This is a genomic window from Symmachiella macrocystis (assembly GCF_007860075.1).
Classification (GTDB): Bacteria; Planctomycetota; Planctomycetia; order Planctomycetales; family Planctomycetaceae; genus Symmachiella; species Symmachiella macrocystis.
In genome coordinates this window covers 637,467-657,718 of record NZ_SJPP01000003.1, presented here as the reverse complement: position 1 = coordinate 657,718, position 20,252 = coordinate 637,467, and the positions used below count along the sequence as shown (strand labels likewise).

The window sequence follows — 20,252 nt, the reverse complement described above, 5'->3', positions numbered from 1 at the left end:
GATCGCCGTGAGTCCTACTTCGTTGCCTCGGAATAACTTATGACGCATTTTCCGATTATTCTCGAACGTCACTAAGATTCAACACCGCAACGAGGTAATCCGGTCGGCAAAAACCGCGAATAGGCACCCTAACATCGAATTTTTTTCGATTCGTCAGCGCTCAGCCGATAAAACCGCACTATGGCCGCGATACATAGCGGTTTCTGGCTCAATCTGCGGGAGGCGTTGGAAGTCGTTTTACTGGGACCGCAAACGGACGTAATTTGCGATAAAGTCTTCGCGGGACATGGTTTGTGAGATGTCCACGCCTCCCTTCTCAAACAGCGGCCGTGTGGAGCGACTCCGTTTCCATTCCGCGGCTGTGACCACACCATCCTTGTCGCGATCGAGCGCGCGAAACGCAAATTCGGCTGCCTTTTGATATTTCGAACCGTCTTGGTCCGAACTTGATGCACTGACCGGCTTTGCAACGGTTCGGCTTGGGCGGGCCGATGGCGCGGCGACGCTGACGGCAGAGACATTGCTGGACGGACGGTCGGATCGTTGCAATTCCCGTGGCGTTAAAAAACCATCGCCATTGTGGTCTAAGCGGGCGAATGCCGAGAAATCCGTTTGCGGCCATTCATACAATCCCAGTTGGCCGTCGCGGTTTTGGTCTTTGGAGGCATACTCGGCCGGAAGAGTCAGCGTGACACGCGGTTTTTCCTCATCCCCGGAATCTTGTCGACTGCTGCTTCTTCTGCTGCGATTCGTCTCGTTGCGGTCCTGTCTTCCCTGGCGTCGACCGCCTCGGGATGATCTGTTTTCATCGTTGGAATCGCCGTTATTTGAGCGACGACGCCCAAAACCACGACGCTCCGAGTCCCCGTCGTCATTCGAGTCGCTATCGCGTGATGAACCGCCGAAACGGGAACTTCCGCGACGTCCAGAGTCACGTCTCCCGCGGCCTGAGTCTGATTCTTCAGAGTCACGGCCAAATCTGCCACGATCACGTCTTTCATCTCCACCACGGTCATCTTCGCGATCACCACCGCGATCACCACGCCGACCGCGACCACGAAACCCTCCTTGGTCGCGCATGCGTTGCATCATTTCGCCAGAGAGGCTTTCAAATTCCTCCAGTTTCACGCCACGTTCGGGGTCGATCTCCATATCTTCCAGCATGCCCCGCAACCGCGGTATGCGATCCCATTCGCTGCCGCGAATCGTGCCATCTCCATCGTTGTCGAGATAGCGAAAGAACCGTTCAGGGGATGGCCCACCACGTTGTGCTAGACACGGGCTGGCTGAACCTGCCATGGCTAAGACGATCACCACTCCCCATGCAAAGCGCATCACAGATTCCTTGGCGGTCAATCGATTATTAGAAGTTTCCTACGCACAGCTTAGATTTTGCCGAACGCGTAACGTTCTTGCAAACCCAAATTCCACAAATGCCTCGGTGGACGGGGTGTCGTCAATATGACTCTTCCAGGGTCAAAAAGTGGACATTTCGACTGGGGTCTGCTCAAACAATTTCAAGCCTACAAAAACCTGCGTGGGTTGTAAGGTGTATCTATGTAGTGGGTTATGTGAATTTTTTCGTTTGCGGGACGGTTTGGCACACGAAGTGCGTTTATCCCTATTCGAATGCGAACGAAACTTATCCCACAAATATCCACTTGCCCAGGAGGCTTTTGAAATGAAAACAACTCTTACTTTCGCCTTTGCAATTGCAACCTTGGGCCTGATGACGGGGACAGCCAGTGCTGCTTCCGATTTACATATCGATGATTTGGCAGCCCAGCTGCAACGTGAAACGGCCGAATTTGGAGACGAGATTGAACACCACTTCCGTTTCACGCCTAGTTATCGCCACTTAGCCAACGATGCTCGCAAGATGCAACGACTGGCCCGTCACATTCACACTGTTGCACACCACACGTCTGCTCGGCGACACATAATCTTGGACTTGGCTCAACTGGATAAAATCTACCACCACGTCGAAGGACTTGTCGACGAGATGGACCGTATCGCCAAATACCGGGCCCGCCACGGATACCGCGGCGATGCGTACTCCTTAGGACGTGCGGAAACTCGCCACCTGCGACGGACGCTACGCCGGATCAATTCTACGTTGCATCACCTGCAAGAGGACCTGCACATGGTGCCGGCCCCGGTTTACTACGAATATCGTCCGCGTAGATTTCGTAGCAGAACCATCGCACCGCAGCGTCCGGTATTCAACATTCGTTTTTAAAACGCGACTGACTGCGACTATAACCAGCGCAAGCTGTTCATCATAAATAGAGGCCGCCCGGGTCAAAACGGGCGGCCTCTTTGCATGCGCATAGGGTGCTTCCAATTCGCATTGACGGTATCAAATCCGCCGCTTCGCTGTTTAGAATGCAGGGACCTTTCGAATCCGACTACATTTGCCGGCGGATTCAGAAGTCACGCGAGACCTAAGCTTTCTGCAAAATTATCGGCGAGGATCGGGATGAGCTACAACGGACGGATTACGCGGCGCGATTGCCTCAAAGCTTTGGCCGCAGGAACAGTAGTCGGGAGTCTGAGTTACGGTTCCCGCGCCGCTACGTCGGCCGAGGCTAGCCCCCCCAAGTCGGTCGTCGCGGTCCTCACCGCCTACAGCAAAGGGCTGCACGCCGATGTACTGATCGGAAAAATCCTGGAAGGTTGGAAGCAGGATGGCGGTCCGGGACCGGCATTGAAGCTTGCCGGAATGTATGTGGATCAATTCCCCGCCAATGATCTCGCGCGGCCCATGGCCGAAAAATACAACATTCCAATTTACGACACGATCGAGCAAGCGGTCACCACTGGCGGCGATGAAATCACGGTCGATGGCGTGATTAGCATTGGCGAACATGGTGATTATCCGTGGAACGACAAAGGGCAGCACCTCTATCCGCGTCGGCGATTCTTCAAAGAGATCACCGATACGTTCGAAAAATACGATCGTGTTGTTCCGGTCTTCAACGACAAACATCTCGGGCCGCAATGGGACGATGCGAAGTGGATGTACGATCGCGCCCGGCAAATGAAAATCCCCTTTATGGCCGGCTCGTCATTGCCGGTCAGTTATCGCCGGCCGGATATTCCGATTCCCATGGATTGCGATATCGAGGCCGCTGTCGCTGTCGGGTATTCGGGAAATGACATCTACGGCAGCCATACCTTGGACTGCTTACAGTCGTTGGTTGAACGCCGCCGCGGGGGCGGGGTGGGTGTCGAGTGGGTGCAATGTCTGCAGGGACCGGCGATGTGGCAGGCGGTGGATGACGGCACGGTGCCTAAAGAGGTTCTGGAGGCTGCTTTCCAAGTCACACCGAAACAATCATCTCCCAAGTTGCGTGACAGTGAGCGCGCGGCCTTGTTTTTGTTTCAATACACCGATGGTTTGCGCGGCACGGTGTTCATGTTACCTGAATATCTAGGTGGGATTTCCGCAGCGGTCAAACTCAAAGGGCAAGCCAAACCGTTGGCGACGAATTTCGAAGAACGGTTGCAGCCGCGGCATCCGCACTTTGCGTATTTGCTCAAGGGGATCGAACGGATGATGCACACCGGCCATCCCAGTTACCCTGTTGAGCGGACGTTGCTGGCCAGCGGAATTCTTGACCGGGCGTTGACGTCGCTTGCCCAGGATCATCAACGGTTGCAGACGCCCGAGTTGGCGATCAGTTATCAACCGGTCGATTACCCACACGCCCCGCATCCCAACCTGCTCTCCCATCCGACAGCGCGACTGGGAACCTAGAGGATCCAGGCCGCTCGCCGCTGGGGACTGGATGAATGAAAAAGCAATTGGAACTTTCAGCCACGAGACTGTAAGGAAGACGCGATGTGTCGTTCATTGATGTTGGCATTGTTGGTACTTGGCACGACAACTTGCTCTGCCGAGGCGGCTGAGTGGAACGTGGGCGTTTCCAAAATCGTGATTACTCCCGAATCGCCGACATGGTTGTCGGGCTATGGTAGTCGCGATAAACCGGCCCAAGGAAAAGTGCACGATTTGTACGCCAAGGCGTTGGCCTTTGAATCGGGCGACGGGACGCGGTTGGTGTTGGTGACGTGCGACTTGGGTTCTATGCATTGGGGAATCGTGCGCCCGGTGGCTGCGGCGATCGAAAAACAACATAAACTTCCGCAAGCCAATCTGATCATCAATGTGTCGCATACACACTGCGCACCGGAAATCGCCGCCGAGCGTCCCGTGTTTTATAGCCTCTCCGATGAGTCCGAAGCGGCGATTGTGGATTACATCGAACAGCAATTGGTTCCCAAGTTGACAACGCTTGTGGGCCAGGCGCTCGACGACCTCAGTCCGGCGAAAATTTTGGTCAGTCAATCGACCGCAAGCTTTGGCAAATCCCGGCGATTTCCGACCGACGATGGCTTCGTCAACCGCCAGAATGACGACGGGGTGACCGACGATGATGTGCCGGTCATGCAAGTCGTTGCGCCCGATGGCAAGTTGCGGGCCGTGATGTTCGGTTATGCTTGCCACAATACGACGCTCGATTTTTATAAGTATTGCGGCGACTATGCGGGGTTTGCTCAGTACGATGTCGAAGCCGCGCATCCCGAGGCGATTGCATTGTTCTTGATGGGGTGCGGCGGAGATCAAAATCCCTATCCCCGTCATGGTCCTCAAGCGCTGGAGTATTGTCGACAACACGGACGGGAACTCGCCGATGCTGTGGAACGCGCCATTCAAGCCGAACCGATCGAAGTGCACGGCCCCTTGCAAGTGGCGCATGAAACGGTGCAGTTGGCATTAGAGCCGTTGCCGCCGCGAGCGCAACTCGAACGTGAAGCGAACTCCGGAAATGCCTATAAGCAGCGCAAGGCAAAATACCTGCTCAACGAACTCGATACCCACGGGAAGGTGATGACCGAACAGCCCTGTCCATTGACCGTGGCGCGGTTTGGCGATCAATTGCTATTCGTTGCCATCAGCGGCGAAACGGTTGTGGACTACTCCCGCACTTCGAAGTTGGAATTCGCCGGGCCGATGGTCTGGGTCGCCGGATATTGCACCGATGTGTTCGCGTATTTACCTTCGCAGCGTGTGCTGCTCGAAGGAGGCTATGAAGGGCGGACAGGGATTGTGCATCAACTTACGCCCACTCCCTTTGCGCCGTCGGTAGAAAACACCGTCATGGGGGGCATCCGTCGGCTGGTAAAACAGGTTTCTCGCTAACGCTCAATTTCGCTACATCGGGCCGTTTTTTCTGGGTGTGTCCTGTTCACTATGTATTAGCGATTCCGATCGTGCCGATTTGATTGCCGTTTTCGACGCTCCGGAATTCTCGCGGCGAGCGTTGGCCGCAACTCGTTGTCTTTAATGTGTTTACGTGCGCGCGTTGGTTGGTGTACCGCCTGGCGCACCGGCGCAACATAGCACACGATTCAAATAGTTTCACGTCGGTCCCCACTGCTGCATAAATCGGAGCTATAGTTTGCGAAGAAATACCCCTTGGACGTGAAACTAACGTTTTGGGGTGGCCGGACGTATGCATAGTAGGAACGTATCCGCGCTACCTTGTTCTCCACATTGGGAGAGACTAGAGATGACTCGCAAAGACGCACTACTGAGATTGCACGAAAGTTTGATGCAGAAACGGGATGACCTCCGCGAAAAGTTGGCCGAGGATCTCAGTTCGCTTGGGCCCTCAACGTCGCCGGGCGACATCTGTGACGAAGCTTCGGAGGGATCGAAAAAAGAAATCGATTCCCAACTGGCTGCGTTGGAGAGTCGCGAATTGACGCAAATCGAAACCGCGATCAAGCTCATTCGCTTGGGACGCTATGGGATGTGTGAGGATTGCGAAACGAAGATTCCTGTCGCACGCCTCAAAGCATTGCCTTACACGCCATTGTGTATTGAGTGTCAACGCAAACGCGAATTGGTCGGGAACGATTACGACGATTTCGACGCCGATTGGGAATCCGCGTTCGAATTCGAAGGTGCAAACAAAGATCGTGACCTGACGATTAGCGATTTGGATTTGAAGTGATGCGTCAAACCGGTCCTGCGTTATGTGGGGATTCCACCCTCGCGTTGGCAGAGAGCCGGACGCGATGACGTAGATTTCTGCGCGAACCTGACTTTGCATCGCGGACAACTATCGATTGGGCGGGTTTTGCGAATCACCGTGAATCTACCAACCGTTGTGGAGCATGGAATCTAGCGAAGTCTTAACGAGGCTGCGCGATGAACGGGCTGATTGGGTGGTGACTCAAACGGCAGTGAGTTGCTGCGAATTTTTGGCGAAACGGGCGACTTTGCCGGTCGTGGATATGTTACGGTCGCTCACGGAATACCTTGGTCATAACGTCCATTGTTGGTTAGATCCTAGTAGTCTCCGCAAGATTCCTCTGTTATTCTCGTTCGTCGCACGTCAGAATGTATACTGCAGTTGTTATGAATCCTGCATGTGACTTTAAGTACGACATCGGCGTTTGAATACAGCTTGTCTAACAGCGGCGAATGATTGTTCGCCAAGTGAGACACCTTTTCGATCTGTTGCGCATGACTGTTTGTCACGGCGTTTGCGACTCGTGCAGCGTAGCGACGAACAGTTCAAAACAACGCGGTCACTTTTCCGGTTAGAGTTCGGACGAGATATTATGAAACGATCCACCTGTATCATCGCGAGCATCGGTTGCCTGTTGAGCGGCATCATTGTGGGTGCCTCCTTCAACGGTTGGACACCATCGAATTCGCTGCAGGCCAAATCGCCGATTTATCTGACGGCGGATGAGACCTACGCAAAACTGAGCCAAACCGACAGCCCGATCCTGCAAGGCAGTGAACGGATCGCCGAGGTCTCCAGATTGACAATGCCCAGCGTGGTGCACATTCAATGTGTGCGGCACGTCAGCGGGCGGACGGTCGAGGAAACCGGATCGGGTGTCATAATCCGTAATGACACGACCAAAGCGCGTGGGACATTTGTGGTCACCAACCTGCACGTAATTCGTGGAACGCCTCGCAACGAAATTCACATCCGTCTGTTCGACGGCCGCGAATTGCAGCCTTTGCAAGTCTGGAGCGATGAGCGGTCTGACATTGCCGTGATGAAAATCGAAGCCGACAACCTGCAAGCCGCGCGTTGGGGGAATAGCGAGGTCTTGGATATCGGGCATATGGTCTTAGCCTTGGGAAGCCCGTTTGGACTCAGCCAGTCGGTGACGTTCGGCATCGTCAGCGCGAAGTCGCGACGGTCCTTGAATCTTGGCAAACAATCCCGCATTTTGAATCAAAACTTTTTGCAAACCGACGCTGCCATCAATCCCGGAAATAGCGGTGGCCCGTTGGTGAATCTCCGCGGCGAAATCGTGGGGATCAATACGGCGATTGCTTCCAGCAGTGGCGGGAACGAGGGGATCGGCTTTAGCATTCCCAGCAGCTTAGTCCGCCGCGTGGTGACGCATCTGTTGGAGTATGGACAAGTCCGTCGCGCCTACATCGGTGTCCGGTTGAACGAGGATTTCGATATCGACGTCGCCCGCAATCTGAAATTGGACCGTGTCCGCGGCGCGCACGTGTTGATCGTCTATCCCAACACACCCGCCTCCGACGCTAATTTGCAACGCGAGGATGTGATCCTTAGCGTGGATAACGTCGACGTGCATGACCTGAATCACTTGATCAATTTGATCAGCCTCAAGGAAATTGGCACCTCAGTGAACCTTGTCGTTTTTCGCGAGGGCAAACGGATGCGTGCGGAGTTGAAGGTGATCGACTTGGACCGCTCACAACGTAGTGCCGAAATGTCGACTCCCTTGATCCCCGGCAAAGAAGCCCCCAAAGTTGACCTCGGATTGTCGCTGCAACCGTTGGACGATTCGTTGGCCGACCAACTGGGCCTCGGCACGGGGACGGCTGGATTGCTAGTACTCAACGTCGATGCCGATGGCCCGTTGGCCGCCGCTGACCTGCAGTTGTATGACGTCATCGAAGAAGTATCCCGAAAGTCAGTCGATTCGGTGGATGCCTTTCAGACGGCACTGCAAACAAGCACGGCAAAACCACTTTTGCTAAAAGTCCGCCGCCAAACCAACGGAAAATCCACCAGCCACCTGGTGTTGATGAATCCGTAGCCCGTAGGGTGCGCCGCGACGCACCTTTCTCGCATAGGATAAAAGACGCCGCTAATGAATAGGACGCAGCAAACGTCCTAGGCTCAGCAAACTGATCGCTGCCAAAACCCAAGTTTGCGTGACAGGCTTTCCCATTTCGGCCGCCCGTCCCTTGCTGCCGCTACTGTGGGAATTCGACGCCGCTCGCACACGTCAATCCCGCGCTCTTGGTAGCCGCGCTTCATATACGGCTGATACAATGCGATCGAAAGCAAACGCGAAATGTAACAGCGCGTTCGCAGAGAATCTCGATTCGCTTTGAGGAAAGTTCGCAGCATGAAACTCTGCGGTTGGTTTGTCGGTTTGTTGCTGGTGGCTACAACGCTCTCAGCTGCGGAAGCCCCGCTGGCTCAATACGATGTTGTCGTTTATGGCGGGACATCGGGGGGCGTGATCGCGGCGGTGCAGGCGGCGCGGATGGGGAAGTCTGTCGCCTTGATCGAACCGGGCGCACATCTCGGCGGCATGACCTCCGGCGGTCTGAGCGCCGTGGACATCGGAGATCCACGGAGTATCGGCGGCGTGACCCGTGAGTATTTTACCCGGCTGGTTGCCCGTTATGGAAAAGAACTCAACTGGGATCAACCGTTTAAGAGACATTCAGGCCCCGCCACCGGAGGAGCCTATTCGATTGAGCCGCACGTCGCCGAACGCGTTTTCGATGACATGGCGCGAGAAGCCGGGGTGACGGTGCTGCGCAACTTGCGGCTCAAAGAGGTACGCAAAAATGGCGCACGGATTGACGAACTAATCTTTGAGGATGGCAGCGCGATCGGTGGGAAGGTCTTCTTAGATACGACCTATGAAGGCGACTTGATGGCCGCCGCCGGTGTGGAGTATACGCTGCAGCGGGAAGGGAACGCCAAGTACGGCGAAAAACTCAATGGCATCTACTATAGCCCCGGGTACGAACCGCGCTTGAACCATAAAGTGCCCGGTGCCAATGGACGTGTTGCGGGCGGGCAAGGGGCGTGGGATCGCGATTTCCCGCTCGATCCCTACCTCATTCCCGGCGATCCGTCGAGCGGGCTGCTCCCGTTGGTGCAAGCTGGTGAACCGGGCGTGCAGGGAGATCCGGCGCCCGGCATCCAGGCATATTGTTTTCGGCTCTGTCTGACGACCGCCGCCGACCGCTTGCCAATCGAACCACCGCATGAATACGACGCAAAACATTATGAGTTAGTGGCGCGGTTCATCAAAGCTTGTTTGGCCAATGGCGACGACATGGACCTCCGCTGGTTTAGCAAGCACGATCCACTTCCCCATGACAAATGGGATTTCAATACGGCCACGTTTGGCGGCAACCTGCCCGGCGCGAATTGGGGTTGGCCTGAAGCCAGCTACGATGAGCGGGTGGTGATCGCCAAGCAGATCGAAAACTATCACCGCGGGCTACTGCATTTTCTGGCAAACGATCCCCGCGTACCAAAGAAAGTCCGGAACGACATGCGGCGATTCGGTTTGCCGCCGGACGAATTTACGGACAACGGCGGTTGGCCGCACCAGATCTACATTCGCGAAGGCCGTCGCATGGTCAGTAATTTTGTGATGACCGAGCATCACACCTTCGGACGAAAGATTGCCCCAAAATCGATCGGACTAGGATCGTATGGGACCGATACGCACGAAATTCGCCGGATCGTCAAAGATGGCGTCGTGACGCGCGAAGGCAAGACCGCCACCGGCCGTGGTGGTTTTGGGCCGTACCAAATCGGCTATGCTGCGATCATCCCCAAAGCAGCGGAATGCAATAACCTGTTGGTCACCTTCGCACTCTCCGCCAGCCACACCGCTTTCAGCAGTATCCGCATGGAACCGGTATTGATGGTCACCAGCCAATCCGCAGCCACCGCCGCCTGCATCGCCATCGACGACGATGTAACCGTTGGGCAAGTCGACTATACAAAATTAAAAAAACAACTACTCGCCGATGGCCAAATACTAACATGGCCTCTGCCGAAAACAAAAAAATAGCCACCGATTAACACGGGAAAAATACACGGAAAGATACGCGAAATGAAGATTGGTACTGGGATCGTTGGATTGCTGTTCGCTGCGACATTGCTCATCGGGGCAAACGCTCCGGTGGAGGCGCCGATGGAGAAGTACGATGTTGTCGTCTACGGCGGGACATCGGGGGGTGTGGTTGCTGCGGTGCAGGCGGCGCGGATGGGCAAGTCGGTGTTGCTCATTGAACCGGGTCGGCATTTGGGCGGATTGACCGCCGGCGGACTGGGAGCGACCGACATCGGCAATAAGACGGCCATTGGCGGATTGTCACGAGAATTCTATCGCAAACTGGGGACGCATTACGCACAGCCGGAGTCCTGGAATTGGCAAAAGCGGGAATCGTTTCGCAGTCGTCGCAAGGGAAACGAAACCGAAATGTGGACGTTTGAGCCGCACGTCGCGGAGCAAACATTTCATGATTGGCTGGCGGAATACAAAATTCCCGTGCTCTTCGAAGAGCGGCTGGATTTGCAAAAGGGTGTGCATAAAACCGACGCACACATTGACACCATCGTGATGGAAAGCGGACTGCGCGTTGCCGCTGACGTATTCATCGATGCGACTTATGAGGGAGACCTGTTGGCCGTAGCCGGCGTCTCCTATCACGTGGGACGCGAAAGCAATGCGACCTACGGCGAGACACTCAATGGCGTGCAGACTCGCAATGCGGTCCATCATCAATTCGTCAAACCGGTCGATCCCTACGTCAAACCGGGAGACCCCAGCAGTGGCTTGTTGCCGGGAATTCGCGATGATGGTCCCGGCCAGGAAGGGGCGGGGGATCGTGGCGTGCAGACGTATTGCTTCCGGATGTGCACCACGGATATTCCGGAAAACCGCGTGCCATGGACCAAGCCGGACGGGTACGATCCGTTGGATTATGAGTTGTTGTTGCGCAATTTCGAAGCGGGCGATCATCGCGTCCCTTGGCATCCGACGCCGATGCCAAATCGCAAGACCGATGTGAACAACAACTTCGCAATTTCGACCGACTACATCGGCGCCAATTACGACTATCCCGATGGAGACTACCAGCAGCGGGCGGAGATCATTCAGGCGCATCTTGACTATCAACAAGGCCTGATGTGGACGCTGGCCAACAACCCTCGCGTACCCGCAGAAATTCGCCAGGAATTTCAAACATGGGGATTGGCCAAGGATGAATTCAAGGAGACCGATCACTGGCCACATCAACTTTACATCCGTGAAGCCCGCCGCATGATTTCTGATTATGTGATGAGCGAAAAAAATTGCATCGGTACGCGCACCATCGACGATGCGGTCGGGTTGGCCGCCTATACCATGGATTCACACAACATTCAGCGCTATGTGCGTGACGGCAAGGTGATCAATGAAGGGGACGTGCAAGTCGGCGGATTTTCACCCTATCCGATTTCCTATCGTTCGATTCGACCCCGGGAAGCCGAGTGCGACAACCTATTGGCCCCGGTCGCGCTCTCCGCTTCGCACATCGCCTATGGATCGATTCGCATGGAACCGGTGTTCATGGTTTTGGGGCAGTCGGCGGCAACGGCGGCTTGTCAGGCGATCGATCAAGAGGTGAGTGTGCAGAAAATCGATTACGACGCGCTGAAAGAAAAACTGTTGGCCGATGGACAGGTTCTCGCCTGGACCGGTCCGCGACGTAAACCGCCGATTGATGCCAGTACGCTACCGGGAATCGTCGTCGACGACTTAGATGCTGAGGTGACAGGCGTTTGGAATCCGAGCAGATCGGTCAGCGAATTTGTGGGAACCGCTTATCGGCATGACCAGGATCAACGGAACGGCAAAATGTTGGCAGTGTTTCGCCCGATGATTCCCCGCAGCGGAACGTATGAAGTCCGCATTGCCTATACACCCAATTCCAACCGCGCCAGCAACGTCCCTGTTGTCGTCAAAAGTGCCGGCGGGGAAAAATCACTGACGTTGAATCAGAGAAAGCCGCCCAGCAACGGCGCATTTCATTCGCTCGGCCGTTTCGAGTTCGCAGCCGGGGAATCGGGAAGCGTGACCATCTCAAATCAGGGAACCAACGGATATGTTGTGATCGATGCCGTGCAATTGATCCCCGTGAAGAAGCAGACGAATCAAAAAAATGAGTGAAAGCCCCATGTTTGTTTCGAGATGCCGTGAATCGCTGTAGGTTTCTCGCGCTTATCTCAAACTCCCCTTTCACGGTTCGGGGGAATTTGCTAAGAAACGTAGCGTGCATCGTGGTCGAGTTCCCCAAGACGGGATTCTGGGTCGCGATGCGCTCAAAGTCATCGTTCAAATTCCCCCCGCTCTCTATTCCGAGAGCGTCGTTGTCGACCGGGAAAGGAATCCCATGCAAAGTTCCTTGTGGAAACTCGCCGTTATTACCGGCGTTGTCGCACTCTGTCTATTGGTCATCGATCATGCTCGCGAGGACATGGCCAATTCGCCTCAAGACGTTGCGGAAAATGAGGACACAAAAGTAGAAGGGTCGTCAGAAGGCGATTCTGAAAACGACTTCCTCGGGTATTCTCAATCCCCGGCGGCTCCGCATGAGAAAACCGATGATGCAGTCTCGCATGTCGGGCACCTCAACGATAATTCCGAAGAGTATCCGCATCTTGCCCAAACGGGGGCAGCGGTTCCAGTAGTGAATCCTTTCGGGGATGATGAGGCAGTCGAACCGCGACCACTGGGTGAGGAAGGGCTTCCGTTGTCGGGACAAGGGGAACCCGCCGCCGAGACCATCGTCGAAGCAGAAAATACCGTACCTGAGTTGTGGGACGATCCACCTGAGGCGGAAGTCGCAGCCGATACCGATGTTGTGGAACCGCTTGAAGAAATCCCCGCGTTTGACGAGACCGAAGTGGAGAGCTCCATCGGAATTTTTGATGCGGCCGCTGCGGCATCCACAGAAGAAGCCGCCACTGATGAATCTGCCACCGAGGAATTCTCCAACGAAGAAGAGATTGTAGAAATCGTGCCGGAGGAATTACCGGCCACGGGTGACGATTTTTTAGTGGACGAGTCGACCGAACCTTTGGCTATGCCGACTGAAGCTGAAACCGAGACAGCGATCACCGAAATCGATCCGTTTGAAACCTCTTCAGTTGAGGAACCGGTAGTTGAAACGGTTCCGGCCGTAGAAACAGAGTTGTACGATTTTGCATCCGAAGAAACGGATCCGTTTGCGGACGATGTCAGCCTGCCGACTGCCGGGGACGAGGATGCCCCGCTCGACGAGGTGCAGCTTGATGCAACGGAACTTGAAGAGCCCACAGAAGAATTGCTTCCGTTGGCTGATGATTTTGCGGATGACAACGCTGTCGAGGTGATTGAGCCATTCGAACCAGCGGATTTAACTGGGTTGGAAGAGGTCGAAGCTGCAGAGGCCTCTCCCGAGTCGCCGGAACTCACTGAACTTCCGCTAGACGATACTGTCGAAGAAATTGTTGTCGAAGAGCCCGCAATGGAAGAACCGGCTGGCGATACGGTCCTTGAATACACCGAAGACCCGCCGAGTTTTGAACCGGAGGAGATGTCGGCCGACGATTTCAGCGAGAGTCTTCCAGCCGTGGAAGAACCTGCCGTCATCACCGAAGAACCGTTTGAGGCACGCGAATTGGCCGCGGAAGAGGTTAACAACGAAACGCCGCCGCTGCCGAGTTTTCCTGAGACGGACGTCCTTGAACCTGAGGCAATGCTCACCGACGAAATCGAGCCAGTCGCTACGGAAGCGACCGACAGCGACGAAGGACCTGTGACCGTTCCCGCTGCTGAGCCGGGCCTGATCCCTGAAGTTGAAGAAACTTTCACTGAAACTTTGGAAGAACCGGCCGAAGAACTCGCTGAAGAATCGACGCCGGAATTGATCGCTGAACCGGAACCGGAATTGTTACCCACAGAAACAGTGCCGGCGCAAGAACCGAAAGTGGAGGTTTCACCAACCGATACCGATGCCGTCGAATCACAGCCCGCGGCCGATGAGAATGTCGTGAACGAGGAAGTGATCGGCGAAGGGACCATTGACGCGGATTCACCACGAGGCGAGCAACGGCCGCAACTGACCATCGACAAACAGTCGCCCCCCACAGCCGTGTTGGGCAAGCCGTTTATCTATTCGATTCTGATTAAAAACGTGGGGCAAAGTCCCGCGGGGCACGTGACTGTGGAAGATGAAATCCCCCGCGGCGCCAAATTGACCGGCACAATTCCCCAAGCCGAGTTGGTTGGTAAAAAGCTGATCTGGAAGTTTGGGACGCTGCAGCCGAATCAGGAACGCAAGATTTCGATCCGAGTGATTCCGATTGCCGAAGGGCCGATTGGCAGCGTCGCAACCGTTAATTTCGTGGCGGAAGTCGCCGCTCAGACCGTGGTACAAAAACCGGAATTGAAGGTCTCCATTAATGCGCCCAAAGAAGCGCCGCTGGGGAAACCGGTCGTGTTTCAATTCAAAGTCACCAACTTGGGGACGATGGTTGCCAAAAAGGTCGTACTGCGGGACATTTTGCCGAGCCACTTCACGCATCCCGGCGGGAAAGATTTGGAATACGAAATCGGCGATCTGGCAGGTGGGCAAACACGCGACGTACAATTGACGCTCACCGCCGCCGAAATTGGTGCGGGTGTCAATCAAGCCATCGTCACAGCCGATGGGGATATCTCCATCAAAGCTGAGGCGGAAGTGAAAATCCTGGACCAAGGGATTTCAATCAGTCGCGAGGGACCGAAAAGCCGCTTGCTGCGTCGCGCGACTTCGTTCACCAACTCAATCCGCAATAAAGCCAAATCGCCCGTCAACGATCTTGTGGTTGTTGAACAAATTCCCGAAGGCATGAAGTTCCTCAAAGCCTCACAAGGGGGCAATTTTGATCCTCAGAAGAAAACCGTGACCTGGCATATCCAACAGATTGCCGCAGAGGAATCCGAAGATGTCAGCGTCATGCTGCTGCCCGAAGCACCGGGAACCAAAGAAAGCGTGATTCGCGTCTTCGGCGAGTCGGGACAAATTGGATCAACAACCACTGAGACGGCGATCCGTGGATTCGCCCTGTTGGACATCAAAATCTCCCAGGCCGATCAACCAGTGGTGATTGGAGAGCGTGTTTCCTACCGCATCGAAATCCAAAATCGCGGCACCGAAGCGGCAACAGGCGTGCTAGTCTCGACGTTGTTGCCCGAGGAAATGGAGATGGTCAACATCAAAGGACCGTTGGAGCACCAGCAAACCAAGCAACAAATCGACTTCAGCCCGATTGCCGATTTGGCTCCCAACCAGCATATCTCTGTTGATCTATTGCTTGAGGCAAAAGCCCCCGGCGATACGCGTCTGCATGTGCAAGTGCAAAGCGACCAAATGAAAAAGCCACTGAGTCGCGAAACCGCCACCGTGATCTTCGGTGAGCAAAACTAGGACCTTGGTCACCAGCCGACAAGCGGGCGAATCTATGCCGAGTCGGTTTGGTTGGGTGAAACAGCCGTCCTACACACAAAGGCGCGTTGCGACGCACCTGACGGCACTAGAGGTCGAGTGAGTTTTGCCCGGCGTGGCGCAGCCAGTGGTCGGCGAGTACGATTGCGACCATTGCCTCAGCCATGGGAATGAACCGTGGTAAAAGACACGGGTCGTGGCGGCCCTTGGTTTGAATCGTGGTCGGTTGGCCGTCACGGGTGACGGTCGATTGAGCAATCGGCAAACTGCTGGTCGGTTTCACCGCGGCACGCAACACGATGGGCAGGCCACTGGTGATCCCCCCCAACATTCCGCCATGACGATTCGACGAGGTCGTAATCTCAGCTTCGTGACCGGCTGGGCCTGCGGTGAACAGATCGTTGTTCTTGCTACCCCGCATCGTGACGCAGCCAAAGCCGATACCGTATTCCACTCCCAGTACGGCCGGCAAACTGAAGAGCGCTTTGGCGAGATCGGCTTTGATTTTGTCAAACACCGGTTCTCCCAATCCGGCCGGAACCCCCGAAGCGACAATTTCCCCCGCGCCGCCGATTGAATCCCCTTCCTTGCGGACCGATTCGATCAGCTCGATCATCTTTGTTGCTGCCGCAATATCGGGACAGCGGACGATATTGGGTTCCCCGTCCGGAAGTTTTTCGACCGCATCGAGCGTGACCGCCGCCGGGTCGGGAATCTCGGCGCGGATGTCGCCAACCTGTGAAACATAACCGACGACCTGTCCGCCGAAAGCAGCGGCGATTAATTTTTTGGCGACAACACCGGCAGCGACGCGGGCCGTCGTTTCGCGGGCGCTGGAACGCCCTCCGCCGCGATAGTCGCGAAAACCGTATTTCGCGTCGTAGGTATAGTCCGCGTGGCCGGGACGGTATTTGTCCTGGATGTCACTGTAATCCCGGCTGCGCTGATCGGTATTACGGATGAGGATCGCCAAGCTGGTGCCGGTGGTGTGCCCTTCAAAGACACCCGCGAGGATTTCCGGCAGATCGGCTTCGTTGCGCTGAGTAACGATTTTGCTTTGTCCGGGACGACGGCGATCGAGATCGACCATCAGGTCCTCGACCGACAACTCCAACCCGGGCGGAACGCCGTCAATAATAACGACATTCCCTGGCCCGTGGCTTTCGCCGGCGGTGGTGATCCGAAATGCCTGTCCAAAGGAATTGCCCGTCATGTGCGCCCTGAATCGTGATATGGCTGAATACGTCAACGCGAAATCAACTGGCCTGACGTGCGAATGTCGCTGCCGGTTTGTCCGGAGTCGGCACGTCGCTAGCTGCCAGGTAGAAAGTAGACTCGCCTCGTCACCGCACTGGCAGACAAGCCGCCAGTGGCACCCTGTGGGGATGTTTGAATACGGCATTGTACCATATTCGGCAACGACACGTAGCGCCGCAGGGTGACGTCCGCAGCACCCTGTCTTTGAGAACCAGGGTTAGCGTTTTGGTAAATGCGGCTTGGCGGGAGCCTCGCCCTCCCGGAAAGCTTCCTGTGCAGAATTATTTCCAGGGGAATTCGCCTTTGGCCAATATTTCGTAGGCCTCGACGTATTTCGCACGCGTTTTGGCGACAATGTCATCGGGCAGGGCGGGGGGTTCGCTGTTGCGGTCCCAGCCACATTCGACCAAGTGGTCCCGCACGAATTGTTTATCGAAGGAGGGTTGCGACTTGCCCGGTTCGTATTGATCCACCGGCCAAAACCGTGAGCTGTCGGGGGTAAGGACTTCGTCGATGAGAATGATCTCCCCATCCAAATGACCGAACTCGAATTTCGTATCGGCGATGATGATCCCTTCCTTCGCCGCATAGTCCGCACCTGATTGATACACCTGAAAGCTCAAATCACGGAGCTTTTTCGATGTCTCGGCCGGAATGATTTCGCACATCTGTTCAAATGAGATGTTGATGTCGTGTCCGCTGGTCTCCTTGGTGGCGGGAGTGAAGATCGGTTCGGCGAGTTTATCGCTTTCCTTCATTCCCGCGGGAAGTTGAATGCCGCAGACACGGCCGGTTTCTTGGTATTCCTTCCAGCCCGATCCTGACAGGTAGCCCCGGACAACACATTCGACCGGAAACACCTCGGTCTTGAGCACGACCATGCTCCGTCCGTCCAGTGACTCGACATCAACGCCATCGGGCAGATCCAGGTCCCCCATATCCATGCTGATCAGATGGTTCCGCACGTCCAAGCGGTCAAACCATACCTTGCTCATTTGGGTCAGCACACGGCCTTTGTCGGGGATGCCGGTGGGCAGAACCCAGTCGAAGGCGGAAATGCGGTCGGTGGCAACGAACAACAGTTTATCGCCAAATTCGTACACATCACGAACTTTGCCTCGGTGGGCTTCCATACCGGGAATGGAACTTTGCAGCAGCGAATTATTACTCATGGGATGGTATGCTTTTCGAGAATGCGTTCAGGACCAGGAGACTTGAGGAATCAAAAATTCCACGCTGGTCCGCAGTTTAGCAAAGCCGAAGTGCGAAGAAAACCGGCACGGCTCACATGAGAAAAAATTGCATCTCGGTCAACCGTTGGGCACGGTTTAGGGTCAAATGCGGTCCAGCGCGTCGATCCAGCGACCGACCTCTTCGATGGCTGGTTCCGGTGGATATTCTTGTCCCAATCCCGGAACTGCGCGATGGCTGACCGGATACCGCATTTTCTCCAGCGCCTGAATCGATGCCTCAATTTTGCGACTCTGCGGGTCGTCGGCACCGTAGACGAAATCCCATTGCAACGGGAAGTCGGGACGATTCTCAGGTGGCTGGACGGCCAGCGGGGCTCTGGCGAGACAGATCGCTGGGAACAGTTCGCGTTCTTTGAATGCCAACTGCTGGGCCAGGACTGCACCCGAGTCGAAACCGTGTAATACGATCCGCTCCTGGTCAATGGAATAGCGATGGACAAACGATTCGACGGCTGCCTTAATGAAGCCGATTTCGTTGGGAGTCCATGTCTCAGCGGTACCTGCCTTAGGGGCCAGCAGGATCACACCGCGCTCGCGGCAAATCTGCTTCCAACGTTTGAGCATGTCGGCTTCCATAGTGTTTCTCGACGGATGGATCCACACCAAGAGCGCGTACTGGTAGTCAGGGTTGTAATCATCCGGAACGAAGGCCCACAAATCGTGCGCGTGCGTTTCCAGCGTTTCGGCCAAGCGTCCTGTTTTTTCAGAATCCTCGTTTTTCTCCGCCGGCAATGGGATGGGCGAGCGTGGTAATTCTGCCGGGATCACAGCTGAGATCTTTTGCAACTCCACCTCAGCGGTTTGGGATTCCCCCTTGCGCAGATAGGTGAGGACTGCTTTATCGCCGGGCCGCGCGCGGCTCAGCGCGTCGCGTAACTCGATGGCTGTACTTTGTGGTGCGTCATTGAATTCTGTGATGCGGTCCCCGCGCTGTAGTCCCGCGGCGGCTGCCGGGCTGTCGGCATAGACGTAGCGAACTTCCACACCAGCGGCCTCAGCCGGCTCGATGGTGGAAAGACGCTCGGGCAAGATTCCCAAAAAAGCGGATTCGTAGGGCTCTAATTTTGCGGCCAATTCGAAGTCCACCTTGATCGTCTCGCCGTCGCGATTGACGCTCAATGCAATTTTATCTCCGGCATAGGCGTTGCCCAATGCGTGCCGAACTTGGGTAATCCTTGTCGTTGCCGCGTTGTTGACCTCGACGATCGTGTCACCCGATTTGATTCCGGCCTTCTGTGCGGGGGAGTTGTACCAAACGTGGTCGACCACCGGGGGCGTGCTGTAGAGATCCTTACTTTCAAACGTAATGCCCAACAAACCACTGTGCAGGTCTTTCTCGGCTTTGAGTTGATCGAGCACGGCATAGATGTCGGACATCGGAATCGCGAAGCCGATCCCCGCATCGTACCATTCAACGCCCGCTGCGTCGGATTTTCCTTGCGGCGAGAGTGGAACCAACACGCCCAGGACGCGGCCTTCGATGTCGACCAACGGTCCGCCGTAATTCACGGGCGAAACCTTGGCGTCGGTTTGAATCGCCTTGCCCCAGATTCGATTGAGCGCGCTGACAATGCCCACCGACATGCTGGGAAACGGGGTTTCATAAGTCCGTCCCAGGGCGATGGCCCATTGTCCTACGCGGATGCTGTCGCGCGGTGCGGCAGGGGCTGGCGTCAAATTCTCGGCGTTGATCTTGATCAAGGTCAGCATCTTGAGGTTGTCCGACGCAACCTGTCGCGCGGCAAAGCGGCGACCGTCGGGCAACGTCACCAAGATGGACGACGGTTTGGCGGCAAAATTGAAGGAGCTGGTAATGATGTACCCATCGGCCGAAACAACTACACCTGTAGTCGGTCCCGTTCCAGCCAGGATTTCTTCGACTCGCTCTAAACCTCCGACGGTTTCAATCCGCACAGTCGACGGAGCAACAATCGCCGCAGCTTGTTTGAGCGCGCGTTCTTCCAAGACAGCCAATTTGCCATCCGTCTGCGCTCTGGCCGTTGGGGCAATTATGATCACGACGACGATGCTCAATAGCGTGAGTATGGTCAGCCGTAGTTTTTGATTCGGCATGATGTGCGGTTCAGTTGTTGAAGATGGGGCACGAACTTTTCGTGGCATAAATGCCGTTGGCACGGGCGGACAAACCGTCCGTGTAATTTGAATTCGTTGGA

The 20,252-nt window shown here is 55.5% G+C and carries 12 protein-coding genes; 8 read left to right on the top strand and 4 right to left on the bottom strand.

All coding sequences use genetic code 11. The annotated features are described in order from the left end of the window. Positions 1 to 237: 237 nt before the first annotated feature. On the bottom strand, positions 238 to 1,335 hold the full coding sequence (locus CA54_RS26035) for an EF-hand domain-containing protein (protein ID WP_146373912.1): 1,098 nt from the start codon (positions 1,333 to 1,335) through the stop codon (positions 238 to 240). Positions 1,336 to 1,681: 346 nt separating this feature from the next. Between CA54_RS26035 and CA54_RS26030 the strand changes: the two genes are divergently transcribed. The 8 genes from CA54_RS26030 to CA54_RS25995 all read left to right on the top strand — a co-directional run bounded on the left by CA54_RS26030 (position 1,682) and on the right by CA54_RS25995 (position 15,550). Next, entirely contained in the window at positions 1,682 to 2,239 is a 558-nt protein-coding gene (locus tag CA54_RS26030) for a hypothetical protein (RefSeq protein ID WP_146373911.1), read from the top strand. 240 nt (positions 2,240 to 2,479) lie between these two features. After that, a complete protein-coding gene (locus CA54_RS26025; protein ID WP_231963200.1) occupies positions 2,480 to 3,760 on the top strand; it encodes a hypothetical protein in 1,281 nt (426 codons plus the stop codon). An 84-nt stretch (positions 3,761 to 3,844) separates the two neighbouring features. Beyond that, on the top strand, positions 3,845 to 5,206 hold the full coding sequence (locus tag CA54_RS26020) for a neutral/alkaline non-lysosomal ceramidase N-terminal domain-containing protein (RefSeq protein WP_146373910.1): 1,362 nt from the start codon (positions 3,845 to 3,847) through the stop codon (positions 5,204 to 5,206). A gap of 370 nt (positions 5,207 to 5,576) precedes the next feature. Further along, positions 5,577 to 6,023 (top strand): TraR/DksA family transcriptional regulator, encoded by a 447-nt coding sequence (locus CA54_RS26015; RefSeq protein ID WP_197532845.1) that lies wholly within the window; start codon positions 5,577 to 5,579, stop codon positions 6,021 to 6,023. Positions 6,024 to 6,636: 613 nt separating this feature from the next. After that, a complete protein-coding gene (locus CA54_RS26010; protein ID WP_146373908.1) occupies positions 6,637 to 8,112 on the top strand; it encodes a trypsin-like peptidase domain-containing protein in 1,476 nt (491 codons plus the stop codon). A 315-nt stretch (positions 8,113 to 8,427) separates the two neighbouring features. After that, positions 8,428 to 10,125 carry an FAD-dependent oxidoreductase gene (locus tag CA54_RS26005; RefSeq protein ID WP_146373907.1) on the top strand — a complete coding sequence of 566 codons (1,698 nt, stop codon included), beginning with the start codon at positions 8,428 to 8,430 and terminating at the stop codon, positions 10,123 to 10,125. Positions 10,126 to 10,167: 42 nt separating this feature from the next. Next, on the top strand, positions 10,168 to 12,267 hold the full coding sequence (locus tag CA54_RS26000) for an FAD-dependent oxidoreductase (protein WP_146373906.1): 2,100 nt from the start codon (positions 10,168 to 10,170) through the stop codon (positions 12,265 to 12,267). A gap of 103 nt (positions 12,268 to 12,370) precedes the next feature. Further along, the gene (locus CA54_RS25995; protein WP_146373905.1) at positions 12,371 to 15,550 is read left to right on the top strand and encodes a DUF11 domain-containing protein; all 3,180 of its coding nucleotides are present in this window, start codon (positions 12,371 to 12,373) and stop codon (positions 15,548 to 15,550) included. 106 nt (positions 15,551 to 15,656) lie between these two features. Here CA54_RS25995 and aroC read toward each other — a convergent pair whose 3' ends face one another. The 3 genes from aroC to CA54_RS25980 form a co-directional block, all read right to left on the bottom strand. Continuing rightward, positions 15,657 to 16,781 carry a chorismate synthase gene (gene aroC, locus CA54_RS25990; protein WP_146373904.1) on the bottom strand — a complete coding sequence of 375 codons (1,125 nt, stop codon included), beginning with the start codon at positions 16,779 to 16,781 and terminating at the stop codon, positions 15,657 to 15,659. Between the two features lie 325 nt (positions 16,782 to 17,106). After that, complete coding sequence (locus tag CA54_RS25985) at positions 17,107 to 17,997, bottom strand: phosphoribosylaminoimidazolesuccinocarboxamide synthase (protein ID WP_146373903.1); 891 nt, start codon at positions 17,995 to 17,997, stop codon at positions 17,107 to 17,109. Positions 17,998 to 18,159: 162 nt separating this feature from the next. Further along, positions 18,160 to 20,151: a PDZ domain-containing protein gene (locus CA54_RS25980; RefSeq protein WP_197532844.1), complete on the bottom strand. Its 1,992-nt coding sequence runs from the start codon at positions 20,149 to 20,151 to the stop codon at positions 18,160 to 18,162. Between the last annotated feature and the right edge of the window lie 101 nt (positions 20,152 to 20,252).